Below are 17635 nucleotides of genomic sequence, written 5' to 3'. Positions count from 1 at the left end.
GTTTAAACAAAACCATGACTTTTTCAGCCTTGATAGCATTTAATTTAGTCAATGATTGTAGCGCAGTGCTATTTAATAGCGTTGAACCTCGTTTCGTAATTACTACCAGAGCCTATGCTCACTGGCTTTGCAAAACTTACCCACAGAAGCTGTGGATAAGTCTGTGGGTGACTCTGTATTTAGCGTGGCTAAGCCTTGTATTCTATGCTTTTCAAGCCGGTCAAGTAGCAAAGTGAAAAATAATAAATTCAGTAAAAACATATATTTAGAAAAACCGCCAGCAATTTTTAGTTATATCAAAACGCAGCATTGTGGCATAAAATAAGCAAGGCCGAATTGTGAACTACTTTTCCTGATATGACGTTTATCGGCTTTGTAAATAGCTAAAGCCGCGCTTTTTAAGGCTTTGCCATGGTATGGCCCGGCGCTTTTCACTACAATAGTGGCTTAATCTTAAATAGGCTCGATGTATGAGTAACCCGGCGCCGTCAGTAAATCAAATTTTACAAGGTGATATTAGCAAAACGCTGCGTAATATGACTCTGCCCGTATTGGCCGGTATGCTGACCCTGATGACCTTTAATCTGGTTGATACTTTTTTCATCAGTATGTTAGGTACTACACCGTTGGCGGCCATCAGTTTTACTTTTCCGGTTACTTTTACCGTAATAAGCCTGGCAATAGGTCTGAGTATTGGCACTTCAGCCGTTATCGCCAGAGCATTAGGGGCCGGCAATAACAAAGAGGCTCAGGCTGATGCGCTGGCCGCGCTTTGGCTGGCAACTTATATGGTACTGGCACTAAGTTTGCTTGGTATGGCATTACTAACGCCCATGTTCCGCTTGCTTGGGGCAGGAGCTGATACGCTGGGCTTTATTGAAGACTATATGATGATTTGGTTTGCAGGGGCGGTATTGCTGGTAATGCCACTGGTTGGCAATGCAGTATTGCGGGCGTCGGGTGATACCAAAACACCTAGCATTATTATGGCGATGAGTGGGGTGATTAATGCCGTTTTAGATCCGATTTTTATTTTTGGTTTTGGCCCTGTGCCTGCTATGGGAATGCAAGGTGCTGCCGTAGCCTCGGTAATCGCCTGGTCAACGGGTTGTGGCCTGATTATCTGGTTGTTGTTTAAGCGTGGTTTATTAACGAAAGCTTGGCAGCCACTGGCGGTTTGCTTGCCTATTTACCGTAAAATATTGCGAATTGGACTGCCTGCGGCTGGTGCCAATATGTTAACGCCGCTGGCGATGGCTATTTTAACAGCGATAATGGCCAGCTATGGCGCGGCAGCTGTTGCTGCCTTTGGCGTAGGCGCCAGACTGGAAAGTATTGCTTTATTAGTAGTATTGGCGTTATCGATGACGTTACCGCCATTTATTAGTCAGAATCTCGGTGCTGATAATTTGCGACGGGTACACCATGCGTACCGAATTACCACTTTTTTTATTATTCGCTGGCAACTTGCCGTTTATGTGGTGTTGGCCGCGCTGGCGTGGCCGATTGCGTCAGTGTTTACTGATGATGCGGATGTTGCGCGTTTTATTCGTTGGTTTTTATGGATAATGCCGCTGGCTTATGGTTTGCAGGGCATCACAATTTTAACCAACTCGTCTTTTAACGCTCTGCATCAACCAGCTAAGGCGCTTTGGCTAAGCCTAATTCGATTATTTGTATTCTATGTGCCGTTGGCGTGGACTGGCGGCCAGTTATTTGGCGTAGTCGGGGTGTTTGCCGGTTGTGTTATCGCCAATTTGTTTACTGCCATTATTGCTTACACTTGGTTTAACCGGGTTAGTTTGTTTAATTTAAAGGAGACATTATGACCCGGGCTTTTGAATTGGTGTCAGATTATCAACCGGCGGGCGATCAACCTGAAGCCATCACAAAATTGGTTGATGGCCTTGAGTCGGGTTTAGCCCATCAAACCTTGCTGGGAGTAACGGGTTCCGGTAAAACCTTCACCATGGCCAATGTGATTGCTAAAGTTAACCGGCCCACCTTAATTATGGCCCATAATAAAACCTTGGCTGCCCAGCTATACGGTGAGATGAAAACGTTTTTTCCGCATAATTCAGTAGAGTACTTTGTTTCCTATTATGACTACTATCAGCCAGAAGCCTATGTACCCTCTACCGATACCTTTATTGAAAAAGACGCGTCTATAAACGAGCATATAGAACAAATGCGTTTGTCGGCGACTAAAGCACTAATGGAGCGGCGCGACGTGGTTATTATTGCCTCTGTGTCAGCCATTTATGGTTTAGGCGATCCGGTATCCTACATGAAAATGTTACTGCATTTAAAAGTAGGGGATATTGTTGATCAACGTTTTATTCTGCGGCGGCTGGCCGAGCTGCAATATAATCGAAATGATATTGCGTTTCAGCGAGCTACCTACCGGGTGCGTGGTGATGTTATCGACATTTTTCCGGCAGAGTCGGACGAAATGGCGGTGCGGGTTGAACTATTTGACGAAGAAATTGAGCGAATAAGTATATTTGACCCGTTAACCGGGGCGGTAGAGCAAGTGGTTATCCGCTATACCATTTACCCGAAAACGCATTATGTTACGCCGCGTGAGAAAATACTGGCAGCGGTAGAGCAGATAAAAATTGAGTTGGTATCGCGACGGGCTGATTTACTCGACAACAATAAATTACTGGAAGAACAGCGCATTGCTCAGCGTACCCAGTTTGATATTGAGATGATGGTTGAGCTTGGTTATTGTTCGGGTATTGAGAATTACTCGCGCTATTTATCGGGCCGCGGCAATGGCGAGCCGCCACCGACCTTGCTGGATTATTTTCCGGCAGATGGCTTAATGTTTATCGATGAATCGCACGTTACCGTATCGCAAATTGGCGCCATGTATAAAGGCGACCGTTCACGCAAAGAAAATCTGGTAAATTATGGTTTTCGCTTACCTTCAGCACTGGATAACCGGCCCCTAAAGTTTGATGAATTCGAAGCTATTGCACCGCAACGGGTATATGTCTCTGCCACGCCAGCTAAATATGAGTTGGAAAAATCTGGCGGTGAAGTAATTGAACAAGTTGTGCGGCCAACGGGGCTGCTCGATCCGGTTATTGAAATTCGGCCGGTGGGCAGCCAGGTCGATGACTTAATGTCTGAAGCGCTGGCCCGTGCGGAACTTGGTGAACGGGTGTTGGTGACCACATTAACTAAAAAGATGGCGGAAGATTTAACGGAATACCTGAGCGAACATCAAATCCGGGTTCGTTATTTACACTCTGATATCGATACCGTTGAGCGGATGGAAATTATCCGTGATTTACGCCTTGGTGTATTTGATGTATTGGTGGGCATTAATTTATTGCGCGAGGGGCTGGATATTCCAGAAGTGTCGCTGGTAGCGATTCTTGATGCCGATAAAGAAGGCTTTTTACGCTCAGACCGCGCCTTAATTCAAACCATGGGGCGGGCTGCTCGAAACCTGAAAGGTAAAGCTATTTTGTATGCTGACAGGATCACCGGTTCAATGCAGCGTGCCATAGATGAAACAGATCGGCGCCGCGATAAGCAAATTGCCTATAACCTGGAACGGGGTATTTCTCCCACCGCTATTCGTAAGAAAATTTCTGATGTGATGGATTTGGGTCAAGCACCCACCGCACCAACGGCACTTCGAAAAGTGGCTGAACAGATGAAACTGGTTAAAGGTAAAACGCCATATCAGCTGCAAGCACAAATGAAACAGCTGGAACAAAAAATGCTGCAGCACGCTAAAGATTTAGAATTTGAACAAGCTGCTGCAGTGCGTGATGAGGTGCAGCAATTAAAACAGGCATTGCTGGAAATTTAACCGCTAGCGTAAAAACTTGCTGTTAATGGACATGTTTTACTGTTTAATATGTTTTACTGGTCAGAGCTGATTAGTTGTGGCTTGCTAAACGCTTAGTTACCGTTTTGCCTTGTTTTGCCTTGTTTTGCCTTGTTTTGGCTGTGGTGTTTTTGCCCTCTTTTTTTGTTACATCAGGTTTTCAGGATGATTGTTATGCTGCGTTTATCAAAGTTGTTGCTTTTGGCTTGTGCGGGAATAGTATTGCTTGGTTGCACAGAGCCTAAACCTGAACCGGTGCAGCCGCTGATAAGACCGGTTAAATTGCATCAGGTGAGTACGGAATCAAGCGCTGCGGTAAGGCAATTCCCTGCGGTAGTAGAGCCGACAGAGCGGGCAAATCTTACCTTCAGGGTGAGTGGTAAGTTGGTGCAACTTATTGCCCGACCAGGCCAGTTGGTACAAAATGGCGAACTGCTTGCCCGGTTGGACGATACTGACTTTAATTTGAAGTTAGATCAGGCTAAAGCCCGCTTTGAGCTGGCGCAAACCCAATTTACCCGTGCCGAACAGCTTATTGCGCAGAAATTGGTATCCCAAGCAGTATTTGATGAAGCCAGAGCGCAATTGCAAGTGGCCCAAGCTGATTTATCAACCGCCGAAACGGCCCTGAGTTATACCCGGTTAGAAGCGCCTTTTGCGGGTATTATTTCGCGCTTATTAGTTGAAAATCATGAAAATGTGTCGGCTCAGCAAGCTATTATGGAATTACAGGTACGGGATCAGGTCGATGTTGTTATTCAGGTACCTGAAGATGTGATTTCCAATGTCCGGCAAGATTTTGATTATCAACCCGAGGTGGTTTTTGACTCACACCCGATGTATCGGTACCGTGCTCGCATTCGCGAGTGGGACACCCGGGCTGATCCGGCCACTAACAGCTTTAAAGTGGTGTTTAGTATGGCCACCCCTACCGAATTTAATGTACTGTCCGGTATGACCGCTAACGTTATTGCTGAGGTTAGTAAAATTAATGCCGCCTATGTTGCAGCGCTTTTTATTCCAGCCAGTGCCATTTTTATGCCAAGCGATAGCAGCTTAAGCAGCCAGCAAAGTTATGTCTGGGTGTTTAATCCGCAAAATGGTGTGGTTAGTCAGCGTCAGGTTACCGTCAGTAGTTTAACCAGCGCCGGCGCTGCGATTACTTCAGGCCTTGCTGCAGGTGAGCAAATTGTTACCGCCGGGGTGCAGCAACTTAGTGAAGGCCAGCAGGTCAGGCCGTGGGTGCGTGAGCGAGGGCTGTAACATGGATCTGGCTCGCTATTTTATTCAGTACCGCACGTCATCCTGGTTGTTTGCCGCCATTTTATTGTTTGGTGGTATTGCCGCTTATATGGGGCTGGGCCGGCTGGAAGATCCGCAGTTTACCTTAAAGCAGGCGCTAATCATTACCCAGTATCCCGGCGCATCACCTATTCAGGTAGAAGAAGAAGTGACTTATCCGCTGGAAAATGCAATTCAACAATTACCTTATGTTAATCATGTTACCTCGGTTTCTACTGCCGGCTTGTCGCAGCTAGTGGTTGAGATGAAAGATACTTACCGCGCCAAAGAGTTAAAACAAATATGGGATGAACTGCGCCACAAGGTAAATGACTTGCAACCTCAGTTGCCGCCGGGTGTGCGGCCACCGCAGGTTAAAGACGATTTTGGTGATGTGTATGGCATATTATATGCTGTTAGCGGTGCCGACTTTAATGACGATGAACTGCGTGACTATGTTGATTTTCTGCGCCGGGAGCTGGTGCTGGTGCAAGGCGTTGGTAAGGTAGCTGTGGGTGGTGTGCAGCAAGAACAAGTGATTGTTGAAATTTCCAGGCCGCGCTTAACGGCACTGGGTATTGCACCGCAAACGCTTTCTGCCTTATTACAAAGCCAGAATATGGTGGCAAATGCCGGCTCTATTAAAGTGGGGCCAGACCGGCTACGCATTTATCCAACCGGTGAATTTCAGTCGGTAGCTGAGCTGGAAACACTGATTATCTCAAGCCCTGATTCAAAAGAGTTAATTTATCTGGGTGATGTTGCAAAAGTTTATCGGGAAAACGTCGAAGCACCAAATCAGCTCATCCGCTTCGCTGGCCAGAATGCACTTACCTTAGGCATATCATTCTCCAGTGGGGTTAACGTGGTTAACGCCGGCGCACATGTGCAGCAGCGGTTAGCCGAGCTGGAATATAACAAACCAGTGGGTATGCTGCTGCATACTATCTACAACCAGCCGGATGAAGTGGCGAATTCGGTTAGTGGTTTTATTTTGAACTTAGCGGCAGCGGTGGCAATTGTAATTGCCGTTTTATTGCTGTTTATGGGATTACGCAGCGGTATTTTAATCGGTGTTATTCTGCTTTTAACGGTGCTGGGTACTTTTATTTTTATGCAGCAGATGCAAATTGAGTTGCAGCGAGTGTCGCTAGGGGCACTAATTATTGCCCTTGGCATGCTGGTAGATAACGCCATTGTAATTACCGAAGGTATTTTAATTGGCATGCAGCGCCGCTTAAAACTGGCCGACGCCGCCAGTTTAATTGTTAAACAAACCCAGTGGCCGTTACTTGGCGCCACCGTAATTGCCATTGCGGCCTTTGCACCCATTGGTTTATCGAGTGATGCAACCGGCGAATTTGCCGGCAGTTTGTTTTGGGTATTATTGGTGTCGTTGCTGCTTAGCTGGATCACTGCGATAACCCTGACACCGTTTTTTGCCAGTATGTTATTTAAAGATAAACTACAGCCTGGCAATAGTGAGCCAGAGCCACTGTATCAGGGCGTGATCTTCAATCTCTATCGTGCTGTGCTTATGTTGGCGTTACGCTATAGGCTGGTGACTTATGGCTTTACTCTGACGTTGCTGGTGGTTGCTGTTATTGGCTTTGGTAATGTTAAGCAGGTGTTTTTTCCACCCTCTAATACACCAATTTTTCTGGTTGATTTATGGCAACCTGAAGGTACTGACATTCGTCATGCCACCGCCGATGCCGTGGTGTTGATGAATTATCTATCGACGCTCGATGGAGTAAGCCATGTTACCAGTACCAGTGGCCGGGGGGCTGAACGCTTTATGTTAACGTATCAGCCGGAAAAAAACTTTGCCGCTTACAGTCAATTAATTGTCAGGGCTGAACATCGCGAGCAATTACCCGCACTAATGCAGCATACCCGTGATTATATTACCGCGCAGCTACCACGCTTGCAGCATAAGTTATTACGTTTGGAAGTAGGGCCGTCCACGCCGGCTAAAATTGAGGCGCGTTTTAGCGGTGCTAATCCAGACACCCTGCGCCAGTTGGCTGAGCAGGCTAAAGCCATTTTACTGGCCGATGGTCAGGCCGTTAGTATCAGAGATAACTGGCGCGAGCGGGCGAAGGTGATCCGGCCTCATTTTAACGAAGCGATGGCAAGACGAGCGGGTATTAGCAAACAAGATATTGATGAAGTGTTGCTGACCAGCATGTCGGGGCGCACTGTGGGTATGTATCGGGATGGCACGCATTTGCTGCCAATCGTCGCCCGGTCACCGTTAGCCGAACGGGATAATCTGGATGCGTTGTACGATTTACAGGTTTATAGTAATAAATTGCAGCGATATGTACCGATCACCCAGGTTGTTACCGGTTTTGATTTAGTGTGGGAAGATGCACAAATTCAGCGGCGTGATCGTAAAAGAACCATTACCGTTATGGCTGATCATGACACCTTGTCAGAGGATACTGCATCGGCATTGCATGCCAGGGTTAAAGCGGATATTGAAGCTATTACAATGCCCACCGGCTACTTTCTCAGTTGGGGCGGTGAGTACGAAGCCCAACAAAAAGCGCAACGCGCGCTGTTTAGCTCTTTACCCTTGGGGTATTTGCTGATGTTTGTGGTCACAGTGCTAATGTTTAATTCGCTGCGAAGCGCTTTAGTAATATGGGCTTGTGTACCGTTAGCGATTATCGGTGTTAGTTTCGGGTTGTTACTGCTTGGGGCCCCTTTTGGTTTTATTGCGCTGTTGGGGTTTTTAAGTTTATCCGGCATGCTCATTAAAAACTGCATTGTACTGGTAGAACAAATAAAATTGGAGCTGGCAGAGGGCAAGGCGGCTTTTGATGCGGTATTTGATAGCGCGGTTAGCCGGGTAAGGCCGGTCGCTATGGCAGCTATTACCACCATTTTGGGAATGATCCCGCTATTGGGCGATGTGTTTTTTTCAAGTCTGGCTGTGGTGATTATGTTTGGCCTGGGGTTTGCGACATTACTGACATTACTGTTTTTGCCGGTATTATATTGCACCGTATTTAAAATAAAAAATATTCAGTATTAAAATCCGTTGTTTAGGGTGATGCTGCTCAAATAAGCTCCGGTGGGCAAACTTTTTTGCCGGCCGGGCTGCACCTCTGTTTTTGTCTGCTACAGTTAACAGCAATACTTAACATATTCATGTAATTAACATTTTGCGTGGATGTTTGCTTATCTTGCCTGTAACTAATGGAATAGGTTCATGCTCTGGTTGTTGTTCTTGCATATTGGCAGTTTGGTGACGTGGGCGGCGGCCCTATGTATTTTATTGCTGCTAATACCGCGTGCTTCATCGGTAGGCCCGCAAATCTCTAAAAAGAGCGATAGTTTAGAGCGCTTATGGTTTACCCTGCTGGCGAGCCCGGCCGGCTTATTAACGATAGTCTCTGGTACGGCAATTTTCGCGTTTGATGATAACTTAGACAGGTGGTTGTTACTGAAACTGACAGTAGTAACCGCATTAGTGGTGTGCCACGTTACTGCCGGTTTGCTGATTTTGTACAGCCACCGGCCAGCGGCCAAAAGCGTGGCGGGTAAAAGCTATGGCTTGCTTGGTATTGTTTTATTGTTATTGTCGAGCATTATTGTCTTAGTATTGCTAAAACCGCAGTTGGAGGCGTTGCGATGGTTTGCATCATGATATGGCTGAATCAGGCGATTGCTGGTTCACGATTTAGCGTCTTCTTGCAGCATATCGTCAATATTCACTCCCACGGCATACTCATAGACCAGCCGGCCACCAAGATAGCCGGTAGCGACAATCAACAAACCACTGAGCAACGACAAGTAAAGCCCTTTGGGCATGATTTGGGCAGCAGCATCGGGCAGGCGCAGCAGCCAGTTAAACGTGGCCAGCGACAGCAACATGACTGCCAGCATCGCATGACACCAACCACTGATCAGGCGTCTTATTTGGCTTACCAGCAGCAAATCCATCAAGCCGGCAATACTGGCCAGCCAGCCACCAATAGCGCCGACCCCAGCCAGCCACAAGCTGGCTCTGGCCCAGAACGGATCGCTACCGTACATAAATGCCAGATCAGTGGCAATCAGGCCGAGCAACGCGGCCACCGGAAAATGAATAAGCCCGGGGTGAATAGGGTGGCCAAATACCTGGATCTGGCTGTTAATCGGTTCCATCGACATATCAAACCTCACAAAACATTAAGCGCTGTGCTCACTAAATTATCCCAGCCAAATCGGTTGCGACCCACTTCGTTGCCAAAGAGTGTAGCAGTGTTCTGCGGCGCTATCACACTACTTAGCCAGACAGCTTGCAGTGGACCTTTCTCAGCGCTTGACCCTAAGGGGCCAGCTGCCGCCGAGGTGGCATGGTTGTGGTGGGCGATGTTTGGCTTTTTCAGCATTATTTTGTTGGCGGTGGTACTGCTATGGCACTACGCAATAATACGTCAGGCAAATGATGCTGCAGATGCACCAAGTTGCCGCTGGATCCTCTGGGGCGGCTTGGTATTGCCTGTTGTCAGTATTACGGCGCTGCTGATTGCAGGCGTGCCAATAGGGCAGCGGATGATGCCGCTGAGCGCTGAAGACGCGGTCTATATTAAGGTGACCGGCCACCAATGGTATTGGCAGATTGAATATCCCGGTTATGAGCGGCAACTGACTGATGAGTTGCATATTCCGGTAAATACTCCGGTGCATCTGCACCTGACCAGCGCCGATGTTATTCATTCTTTTTGGGTACCCAGACTGGGGGTAAAACTGGATATGTTACCCGGGCGGACTAATGTGTTACGGCTGGAAGCATCTGAGCCGGGTATATATCGCGGCCAGTGCGCCGAATATTGTGGCCTGGGTCATGCTCATATGCAATTTACGGTAACTGCACATGAGCCAGTGAAATTTGCACTGTGGCTACAGGGACACACCGCTGCGCATCACAAATTACAGGAGAATGCTTCAGATGAATGAGGCCAAGTCAGGATCATCGCCGCCAGCTTACGCCAGTAAACTCGCCGGGGTATGGGCGAATTTACCCGGTTGGGGCAGTTTGGCCGCGGTAAATCATGGCACTATTGGCCTGCGTTTTATGGTAACAGGTATGCTGTTTTTCCTGATTGGCGGCGTACTGGCAATGCTACTGCGCACCCAACTAGCGTTGCCTGAGCAGGATATAATCAGTGCCGGCGTGTACAGCCAGCTTTTTACCATGCACGGCAGCGTAATGATGTTTTTATTTGCTATTCCGGTGCTGGAAGGCCTGGCCATTTATTTGATCCCAAAAATGATAGGCGCCCGTGATTTAGTGTTTCCACGGATAAGTGCCCTAGGTTACTACTGCTACTTATTTGGCGGCATTATTATTATGTTCAGCCTGTTTCTCGGTATTGCACCCGATTCCGGCTGGTTTATGTATACCCCACTTAGTAGCAGCGAGTTTGCTCCCGGGCCCGGCTCTGACTTCTGGTTGCTGGGTATTACCTTTGTCGAAATTTCGGCGATGGCAGCCGGTATTGAGCTAACGGTTTCCATTTTGTGTAGCCGAGCCAAGGGCATGACGCTTAGCCGGATGCCCTTGTTCTGCTGGTACATTCTGGTCATGGCCCTGATGATAGTATTTGGCTTTCCGCCGTTAATTCTGGCCAGTATTTTATTGGAGCTGGAACGCGCAGCAGGCATGCCATTTTTTACAGTCGCCGCGGGGGGCGATCCATTATTGTGGCAGCACTTATTCTGGTTATTCGGCCACCCCGAGGTTTACATTATTTTCCTGCCGGCGGCCGGCATTGTCTCCACCCTTATTCCGGTATTTAGCGGTCGGCCGATTGTCGGCTATCGCTGGCTGGTTATCGCCATTATTCTGACTGGCTTTATCAGTTTTGGCCTGTGGGTGCACCATATGTTTACCGTGGGGATCCCACAGTTGGCGCAGGCTTTTTTTTCAATCGCCAGTATGCTGGTGGCCATCCCTACCGCAATACAGGTGTTTGCCTGGCTGGCCACCTTGTGGCGCGGCAAAGTCGTTTTCCGCTTACCAATGCTGTGGATAAGTGGCTTTCTGGTGATTTTTGTCTGCGGTGGCCTGACCGGGGTGATGCTGGCGCTGGTACCCTTTAACTGGCAGGTCCACGACACTCACTTTGTGGTGGCCCATATGCATTATGTGCTGGTTGGCGGCATGTTTTTCCCGTTAATAGCAGGTCTGTATTACTGGTTGCCGTTGGTATCGGGCCGAATGCCTTCGGCTGTGATCGGCCCTTGGGGCTTCTGGCTAACCTTTGGCGGCTTTAACCTGACTTTTCTGTTAATGCATCTGACAGGTTTACTGGGTATGCCGCGTCGGGTTTATACCTATGAAGCCGGTTTAGGCTGGGATGGATTAAACCTGCTGTCATCCATAGGTGGTTTTGTGATGGCTATTGGCGTGGCTATGGTGCTTCTGGATTTATTATTGCATTTCTGGTTTGGCCAAAAGGCCAGCGCTAATCCGTGGCAGGCCGACACCCTGGAGTGGGCGCTGGATATGCCACCAGCACAGTATAACTTTGCCAGTATACCAACCGTTAATAGTCGTCACCCGCTATGGCAGGACCCGCAGCTGGCTGAAAGAATAACGGCCGGGCAGGAAGGGCTGGCTCAGGCTGACAGTGGCCTGCGTGAAACCTATGGTACTTCAGCTATCAATGCCCAGATTCAAAAAATTTTGCATTTGCCGGGCAATTCCTGGTGGCCGCTTTACAGCGCACTGGCCCTGGCCGTGGTATGTATTAGCCTGCTAAGTCGCTGGTACGTAGTAGCGCTGCTGGCGATGGTGGTAACTATTGCGTTGTTACTGCGTTGGAGTTGGGAGAATGGCGGGCATCCCGATGCGGCGCCCTTGACAAAGGGCGTTGAGCAGGAGTTGCCATTAGAATCACGGACTATCGATGGCCCTGGGCGCTGGGGCATGATTGTTACCTTGCTGGCCAATGGTGCCTTATATATGTCGCTGTTGTTCGGCTGGTTTTATTTATGGACAGCGGCACCGCAGTGGTCAGCGCCCGCTCAGGGGCCGCTATCACTATGGTTGTTGTTGTTATCCGGTATACCGGTATGTATTGCGGTATGGCTATTTCAGCGCTTGTGTCAGCGCCTCGCTGATGGTGCGGCTAAGCAACTGCAACGTCAGTTGTGGTTAAGTGCCGGTGCCGGCTTGCTGCATTTTTTAATGTTGCTGGTGCTTTTTATCATGGCACCGCTGGATTATACCGACAATGCCCATGATGCGGTGTTAATGGTCATTTTGCTGTACCTGTTGGGTCATGCTGCGCTGGCGGTGCTGCTTACTGCCTTACAGGCGCTTAGGGTGGCTCGCGGCTACGTCAGTGCCAGTTTGCCGTATGAGCCCCAGGTAATTAAGCCACTATGGTTTTATTACCTGGCGATGTACTGGCTGAGTGTGGCGCTGTTTTTTATGTTACCGCTGGGTTGGGGGACATCTTTATGAACACTCGTTACGATGAGATAAGCTACAAGATTTGCCAAGAATTACGCTATGAGCAAACATGCCATGAATAAGCGTGGCTGGTTTGCCCCAGGCCATCCGGCTCAACTGGTTATTGGCTTTACGATCTGGAGTATCTGGTTTATTGCCATGTATGCCGGGCTATCGGTCGCCTGTCAGCTGGCACCGCCTGCTGAGCAACAAGGTGCGCTGACCTGGCTAAACGGTGCTCTTTTTGGGTTAACCCTATTAGTTGTGACACTGTTATTGTGGTTGGCGCGGCGCAGCGGTCGCTACTGTATTTCGTTGGCAGCGCAAGCTAACGATAACCAGGGCAATAGCAAGCTCAATGCTAACGCGAAGGGCGGTGTCAGGCGTTTCATTGGCTTTGGCAGTACTATGCTATATCTGATTGCTGCAGCCGCTACTCTGGCTGGAGGTTTACCCATGTTGGTATTTACGCCATGCAGCTGAATTTACGACACGGCTTAATCACATCTACAGCGCTGCTGTTGGCCGGTGTCAGCCTGCCGCTGCAGGCACATAATCCAGTGCAAAGCGACGGTGCCAGTTTCTGGGCGGCAATGGTCGCGGTTATTATATTAGCATTGTTCTGGTTAATGTATTTACTGGGCAGCATCAAAAGGCCGCCAGAGCGTTGGCGTGCGTTGCTGTTTCATGGCAGTTGCCTGCTTTGCGCTTATGCGGTGGTGGGGCCGCTGGATGAGTGGGCCGAGACCAGCGCCAGTGCTCATATGGTGCAGCATATGTTGTTTATGGTGGTAATTGCGCCGCTTTGGGCATTAAGTCTGCCGTTACCGCAGTTTGCGGCTATAACCGGGCGTTGGGGCAGAGCAGTATGGCAACCGCTGCTTAAGTTGGCGACCTATCCAATGAGCCTGGCCTATGTCCATGCTGCTGTGGTTTGGTTCTGGCATACGCCCCGCTTTTATGTGTTGGCATTAGAGCACCCCTGGTGGCATTTAGTGGAACATATCTGTTTTGTGTTTACTGCGGCGATGTTGTGGTGGTCTATATTGCATTGTACTGAACGTACCCGTAGTTGGGCGCTATTGGCGTTGTTGTTTACCCTGATGCACACAGGTTTTCTGGGCGCCGTTCTGACGTTCGCTGACAGCTTACTATATTATTCCAGCCATCAACTTGCCGATCAGCAGCTCGCCGGGCTGCTGATGTGGGTACCAGGTGGCTTGCCTTATTTGCTGGCTGCGGCCTGGCTGGGTTATCGCTGGCTTAATAGTCTGGCAGCAAATAATACGGCACCCTAAATGTTAACGTTCACGTCAACCGGTAAACTTTACAGCAAGGGTAGTTATTATCGATCTAATTACTTGCTTGTGGCACACATTAATTTAAATGTAGTAAGTTATCAATGAGTTATAAAATTCAGCGGAGGCGGCATGTTTCCTGCCTGTTAAAAGCTGATAATCTTAAACTTACGGAGTTTTTATGGCTGTTACCGCGACTGATCCGATTAAAATCCTTTTTGCTATTTTGTTACCACCCTTAGGTGTGTTTTTGGAGGTGGGATTAAAAGGCCATTTCTGGCTAAGCATCCTACTGACTTTATTGGGTTTTATACCCGGCATCATTCATGCACTCTATGTAATTCTTAAGCACTAACCCACAGTTTAAAGCAGTGGTGTTGCATAATATTAACCGCTGACGGGTGCCACGTCGACGGCTACCGTTAGCGTGTGTTCGCCACTTCCCTGTAACAATCCTTTCAATGGCACCACATCGGCATAATCCCGACCAAAGGCGAGCGTAATATGTTGTTCATCGGCCAACAGGTTATTGGTCGGATCGAAGTCAATCCAGCCGAGGGTCGGGTCAAATACCGCAAACCAGGCGTGAGAGGCATCGGCGCCAACCAGTCTGGGCTGGCCTTCCGGTGGGCGGGTTTCCAGATAACCACTGACGTAGCGCGCTGGAATACCCATACTGCGCAGGCAGCTGATGGCCAGATGTGCAAAGTCCTGACAGACGCCGCGCTGGTGTTTGATGACTTCGCTAAGGGGGGTGAGAATGGTACTGAATTCCGGATCGTATTGAAATTCTTTGAAAATAAGCTGATTTAGTGCCTGAGCCAGCTGCAATATATTTATATCCTCAGCTAACAACGGGCTAAGCAAGGCCCGCGCTTGGGGCAGTAATGGGATCAGCTGGCTACTTTGCTGGCAGAGTCTGGCCTGCAGAGTGGTCATATCATGCTGGCTGGCCATATGCTGCTGTAACTCGCTAAGGCTGGCGCCATCCTGAATTTTCAGGACGTTGTCGCGGCTGTGCACGGTAACAATACTGTTGGCGGTGACTGCCAGCTGCAGATGCGGGCTTTGCAAATGAATAAAATGCTGGGTGTTGCCAAAGTAATCAAGCCTTTGTTGCACTTCAGAAGGGTAGGGCTCAACATCTAAATGGGTTTGTTCGACCTGTTGATAAGTCAGCTGGCGTGGCGTCAGACATGCCAGGTTATAACTGTTGGCAACGGGTTGCGGGTAGCTGTACTGGGTAAGGTGACGCAGGTTATATCTCATATCAGAAACGCTGCCACTGGTTATGTAAATCAATATGACTGAAATACGACAAGGTGATCGTATCTGATAGCTGACGCAGTCGTAATTGCAATTGCAACAACAGGTGGCTTAGCGCTAATTGTGGTTGTTGCTCGGCGTCAAACAGCTGCTGCGGATCGGTTTGCTGCAGCAACGCCAGTATTTCGCTGGCTAATTGGCTCTGATTACCCTGCAGTTGGTTGGTGCCATTGGCAAATTGTTGTGGTGGCAACATCTTGACCTTTTGTAATAAGACGGTGCACTGGTAGCTCACCGAGCGCGGCGTGCTGTCATCCAGTAATAGCAGGTCAACAATGGGTAACGGATGCAGGGCACTATGATAACGGCGGCGATAGGTTAGCAGAGTATCTGCCATGCGCAGCAAGGCCTCCAGTAAACTGTCAGCAGCTGTGGTCTGGCAAAACACCGAATGCAGTAAACCACAGGTTTGCAGCGCCCGCTCCAGGTGCTGGCCTAAATCCATAAAGCGTAAACTGTGGCTGCGGGTCATGGTTTCGCTGTTAATACCATAAATGGCTGTTTGTAATAAAATAATTTCATCAAGCGTACGTAACAGCTCTGCCGGTTGCAGCCAGTCGGGCTGTGCCGGCCAACTGTACACCGCGCTTTGTAGCCGGTCTAGTACATACCAGGTGTCTTCACCAAAGTATTCCCGTACCGACTGGGCATTAAACAATAGGTTCTTCAGCACAGCGACTAGCCCTTGCGGGTTGCTGTCTGAAAATAGTGGTTGCAACAGCACCTCAACCGTTGCGTCGGGGTCGGGCGTGGCGCCATTGGCCTGCAGACAAAACTGCAGCAAGGCCCGGGCATCGTACTGGCCCTGCTTTGGGTCATCGCTGCTCAGTAATGGCAAGGCGGCACGTAACGCCCGGCAAATTAAATTCAGCCGCTCGTTATAGCGGCCAAGCCAGAATAAATGATCTGCCACCCGGCTTGGCAATAAACCCGCCTGACGCGACAAGGTAACCGAGCTGCGGGCATTGTGTAATAAGCTGCTGCTGTGACTTGTCTCGGCCAGTACCCATACATCCTTGGCATTAAACTGCTGATTAAAACCCTGGTTTAACTGGGTTTGCAGCGCCAGCGGATGGTGATTGGTTCGGCCCAGAGCGCCGGGCAATACTGCAATTTCCTGTTGTTTATCCAACAGACTAAACAGGCGCAGGGCGGCCGACTGCGATTCTGAGCCACCGCTGCCCGTCAGGCAGGGCAGCTGGCTTAAGGGTAATATTTCTTTGGCGATAAATGCCTGGGGTTGCTTGGCTAATTGCTGCCAGAAAGCGGCCAGCTCAGCATCAGTTAACTGAGATAATACAAATTGCTGATCACTGTTCAGGTGTTGCACACAGTAGCGCTGTGGCTGCTGTTGTAGCTGGCTTAACGCGTCACTATTACCGCACCATAGCGCCGTTACGCTGGCCAGTTGCAGCGGCTCTGCCAGTAAAAACTGACAGGCCTGTGCCATAAAAGGCAACAGCGCCCCGGATTCCAGTAACGAAGTACCTGGCGGGTTGGCGCAAAACAGCTGGCCCTGACGAATGCTTTGCAGCAGGCCGGCACAGCCATTGCTGGTGGGTGCCAGCTCCAGCGGATCGCAGCTGTTATCCTCTAGATAGCGCAACACACTTTGAATAGGTTGCAAACCGCTTAGGGTTTTTAGCCATAGCTTACCGTCTTTAAACATTAAATCTGCGCCATGGACCAGCGCAATATCCAGATAATTAGCTAAAAAAGCATGTTCAAAATAGGCCGTGTCGCGCTGCTGATGGGTCAGTAGTGCAGCCAGTGGTAATTGGCTGCTGCCTGGTGCCGGTTGCTGCAGCAGTTGCTGTAACTGGCGGAAAAAACCGGCTAGCTGGGTTTTTTTAATCTGATTATTCAGCTCAGTGGTGGTGTTGTTAAAGGCCAGCCGATGTTCCAGTACATGGCCAAGCCCGGCAGGCACTCGGCTAACATCATTGTAAACACAGAACTGACCGTCACTATTGCGGCCAACATCACAGGCGAACAGTGATAACCAGGGTTGAGCCGCAGCCAATCCGGCGCAGGGCAGCAGAAAGCTGGCATTTAAATAAACCACATCAGCAGGAACAATACCCTGTTGTAACAGGCTTTGCGGGCCATATAAATCAGCCAGCATAGCGTTAAGCAATTTATGGCGTTGCGCCACACCGCTTTCCAATGCGTGCCACTGCTCGCTGCCAATTAGCCAGGGTTGCAAGTCGAGCTGGCGCGCCGAAGTATGCCAGGGGTCAACTGCAGCACCGTTTTCCCGTAACTGGTGGTGTAATTCGTTATACAATTGGCTTTGCCGGCTGGGGTTCTGTTGTTGCCACCAGTGTTGCATTGCCTGCCACTGGGGAAGCCCTTGCCAGTGTTGCTGCTCGTTGTAGATGGGTGGCTCTGCATTCAATGACATAGGGTTCCTGTGGTCTCGTTGCT

The 17635-nt window shown here is 49.3% G+C and carries 13 protein-coding genes; 10 read left to right on the top strand and 3 right to left on the bottom strand.

Features of this window, described 5'->3' with window-relative positions; genetic code table 11:
- The first annotated feature begins 470 nt into the window (after positions 1–470).
- The 5 genes from VT06_RS08120 to VT06_RS08100 all read left to right on the top strand — a co-directional run bounded on the left by VT06_RS08120 (position 471) and on the right by VT06_RS08100 (position 8786).
- The gene (locus VT06_RS08120; protein WP_046553796.1) at positions 471–1829 is read left to right on the top strand and encodes an MATE family efflux transporter; all 1359 of its coding nucleotides are present in this window, start codon (positions 471–473) and stop codon (positions 1827–1829) included.
- On the top strand, positions 1826–3829 hold the full coding sequence (gene uvrB, locus VT06_RS08115; RefSeq protein ID WP_046553795.1) for an excinuclease ABC subunit UvrB: 2004 nt from the start codon (positions 1826–1828) through the stop codon (positions 3827–3829). Before VT06_RS08120 ends, uvrB begins: the two co-directional genes overlap by 4 nt.
- A 192-nt stretch (positions 3830–4021) precedes the next feature.
- Positions 4022–5110: an efflux RND transporter periplasmic adaptor subunit gene (locus VT06_RS08110; RefSeq protein WP_046553831.1), complete on the top strand. Its 1089-nt coding sequence runs from the start codon at positions 4022–4024 to the stop codon at positions 5108–5110.
- 1 nt (position 5111) lies between these two features.
- Complete coding sequence (locus tag VT06_RS08105) at positions 5112–8171, top strand: efflux RND transporter permease subunit (protein WP_046553794.1); 3060 nt, start codon at positions 5112–5114, stop codon at positions 8169–8171.
- Between the two features lie 177 nt (positions 8172–8348).
- The gene (locus VT06_RS08100; RefSeq protein WP_046553793.1) at positions 8349–8786 is read left to right on the top strand and encodes a CopD family protein; all 438 of its coding nucleotides are present in this window, start codon (positions 8349–8351) and stop codon (positions 8784–8786) included.
- Positions 8787–8812: 26 nt separating this feature from the next.
- On the opposite strand, the gene VT06_RS08095 is transcribed toward VT06_RS08100, so the two are convergent.
- A complete protein-coding gene (locus tag VT06_RS08095; protein WP_046553792.1) occupies positions 8813–9292 on the bottom strand; it encodes a DUF2231 domain-containing protein in 480 nt (159 codons plus the stop codon).
- A gap of 90 nt (positions 9293–9382) precedes the next feature.
- On the opposite strand from VT06_RS08095, the gene coxB reads away from it, so the two are divergent.
- The 5 genes from coxB (at position 9383) to VT06_RS17795 (ending at position 14237) form a co-directional block, all read left to right on the top strand.
- Positions 9383–10081 carry a cytochrome c oxidase subunit II gene (gene coxB, locus VT06_RS08085; RefSeq protein ID WP_235357385.1) on the top strand — a complete coding sequence of 233 codons (699 nt, stop codon included), beginning with the start codon at positions 9383–9385 and terminating at the stop codon, positions 10079–10081.
- The gene (gene ctaD, locus VT06_RS08080; protein ID WP_046553789.1) at positions 10074–12596 is read left to right on the top strand and encodes a cytochrome c oxidase subunit I; all 2523 of its coding nucleotides are present in this window, start codon (positions 10074–10076) and stop codon (positions 12594–12596) included. The genes coxB and ctaD overlap by 8 nt, the downstream gene beginning before the upstream one ends.
- 48 nt (positions 12597–12644) lie before the next feature.
- Complete coding sequence (locus VT06_RS08075) at positions 12645–13067, top strand: hypothetical protein (protein ID WP_235357384.1); 423 nt, start codon at positions 12645–12647, stop codon at positions 13065–13067.
- Positions 13058–13882 (top strand): cytochrome c oxidase assembly protein, encoded by an 825-nt coding sequence (locus VT06_RS08070; RefSeq protein ID WP_046553787.1) that lies wholly within the window; start codon positions 13058–13060, stop codon positions 13880–13882. Before VT06_RS08075 ends, VT06_RS08070 begins: the two co-directional genes overlap by 10 nt.
- A 181-nt stretch (positions 13883–14063) precedes the next feature.
- Positions 14064–14237, top strand: coding sequence for a YqaE/Pmp3 family membrane protein (locus VT06_RS17795; protein ID WP_046553786.1), 174 nt, complete (start codon positions 14064–14066; stop codon positions 14235–14237).
- Positions 14238–14269: 32 nt separating this feature from the next.
- Here the strand turns inward: VT06_RS17795 and VT06_RS08060 are convergent, their stop codons facing one another.
- Together VT06_RS08060 and VT06_RS08055 are read right to left on the bottom strand one after the other, a co-directional pair.
- Positions 14270–15151: a transglutaminase family protein gene (locus VT06_RS08060; RefSeq protein ID WP_046553785.1), complete on the bottom strand. Its 882-nt coding sequence runs from the start codon at positions 15149–15151 to the stop codon at positions 14270–14272.
- Between the two features lies 1 nt (position 15152).
- Positions 15153–17612, bottom strand: a complete 2460-nt coding sequence (locus VT06_RS08055) for a circularly permuted type 2 ATP-grasp protein (RefSeq protein ID WP_046553784.1) — start codon at positions 17610–17612, stop codon at positions 15153–15155.
- Between the last annotated feature and the right edge of the window lie 23 nt (positions 17613–17635).

This window comes from Arsukibacterium sp. MJ3, assembly GCF_000987765.1.
Classification (GTDB): Bacteria; Pseudomonadota; Gammaproteobacteria; order Enterobacterales; family Alteromonadaceae; genus Alishewanella.
The sequence above is the reverse complement of the archived record's forward strand: the minus strand, read 5'-3'. Positions and strand labels throughout refer to the sequence as shown.

Excerpts from the sequence above, each read along its gene's own strand:
- VT06_RS08110 (WP_046553831.1), top strand. The coding sequence starts at position 4,022 with ATGCTGCGTTTATCAAAGTTGTTGCTTTTGGCTTGTGCGGGAATAGTA.
- VT06_RS08100 (WP_046553793.1), top strand. The coding sequence starts at position 8,349 with ATGCTCTGGTTGTTGTTCTTGCATATTGGCAGTTTGGTGACGTGGGCG.
- VT06_RS08095 (WP_046553792.1), bottom strand. The coding sequence starts at position 9,292 with ATGTCGATGGAACCGATTAACAGCCAGATCCAGGTATTTGGCCACCCT.
- VT06_RS08105 (WP_046553794.1), top strand. The coding sequence starts at position 5,112 with ATGGATCTGGCTCGCTATTTTATTCAGTACCGCACGTCATCCTGGTTG.
- VT06_RS08075 (WP_235357384.1), top strand. The coding sequence starts at position 12,645 with ATGAGCAAACATGCCATGAATAAGCGTGGCTGGTTTGCCCCAGGCCAT.
- VT06_RS08055 (WP_046553784.1), bottom strand. The coding sequence starts at position 17,612 with ATGTCATTGAATGCAGAGCCACCCATCTACAACGAGCAGCAACACTGG.
- VT06_RS08070 (WP_046553787.1), top strand. The coding sequence starts at position 13,058 with ATGCAGCTGAATTTACGACACGGCTTAATCACATCTACAGCGCTGCTG.
- VT06_RS08060 (WP_046553785.1), bottom strand. The coding sequence starts at position 15,151 with ATGAGATATAACCTGCGTCACCTTACCCAGTACAGCTACCCGCAACCC.
- VT06_RS08120 (WP_046553796.1), top strand. The coding sequence starts at position 471 with ATGAGTAACCCGGCGCCGTCAGTAAATCAAATTTTACAAGGTGATATT.
- VT06_RS17795 (WP_046553786.1), top strand. The coding sequence starts at position 14,064 with ATGGCTGTTACCGCGACTGATCCGATTAAAATCCTTTTTGCTATTTTG.
- uvrB (WP_046553795.1), top strand. The coding sequence starts at position 1,826 with ATGACCCGGGCTTTTGAATTGGTGTCAGATTATCAACCGGCGGGCGAT.
- ctaD (WP_046553789.1), top strand. The coding sequence starts at position 10,074 with ATGAATGAGGCCAAGTCAGGATCATCGCCGCCAGCTTACGCCAGTAAA.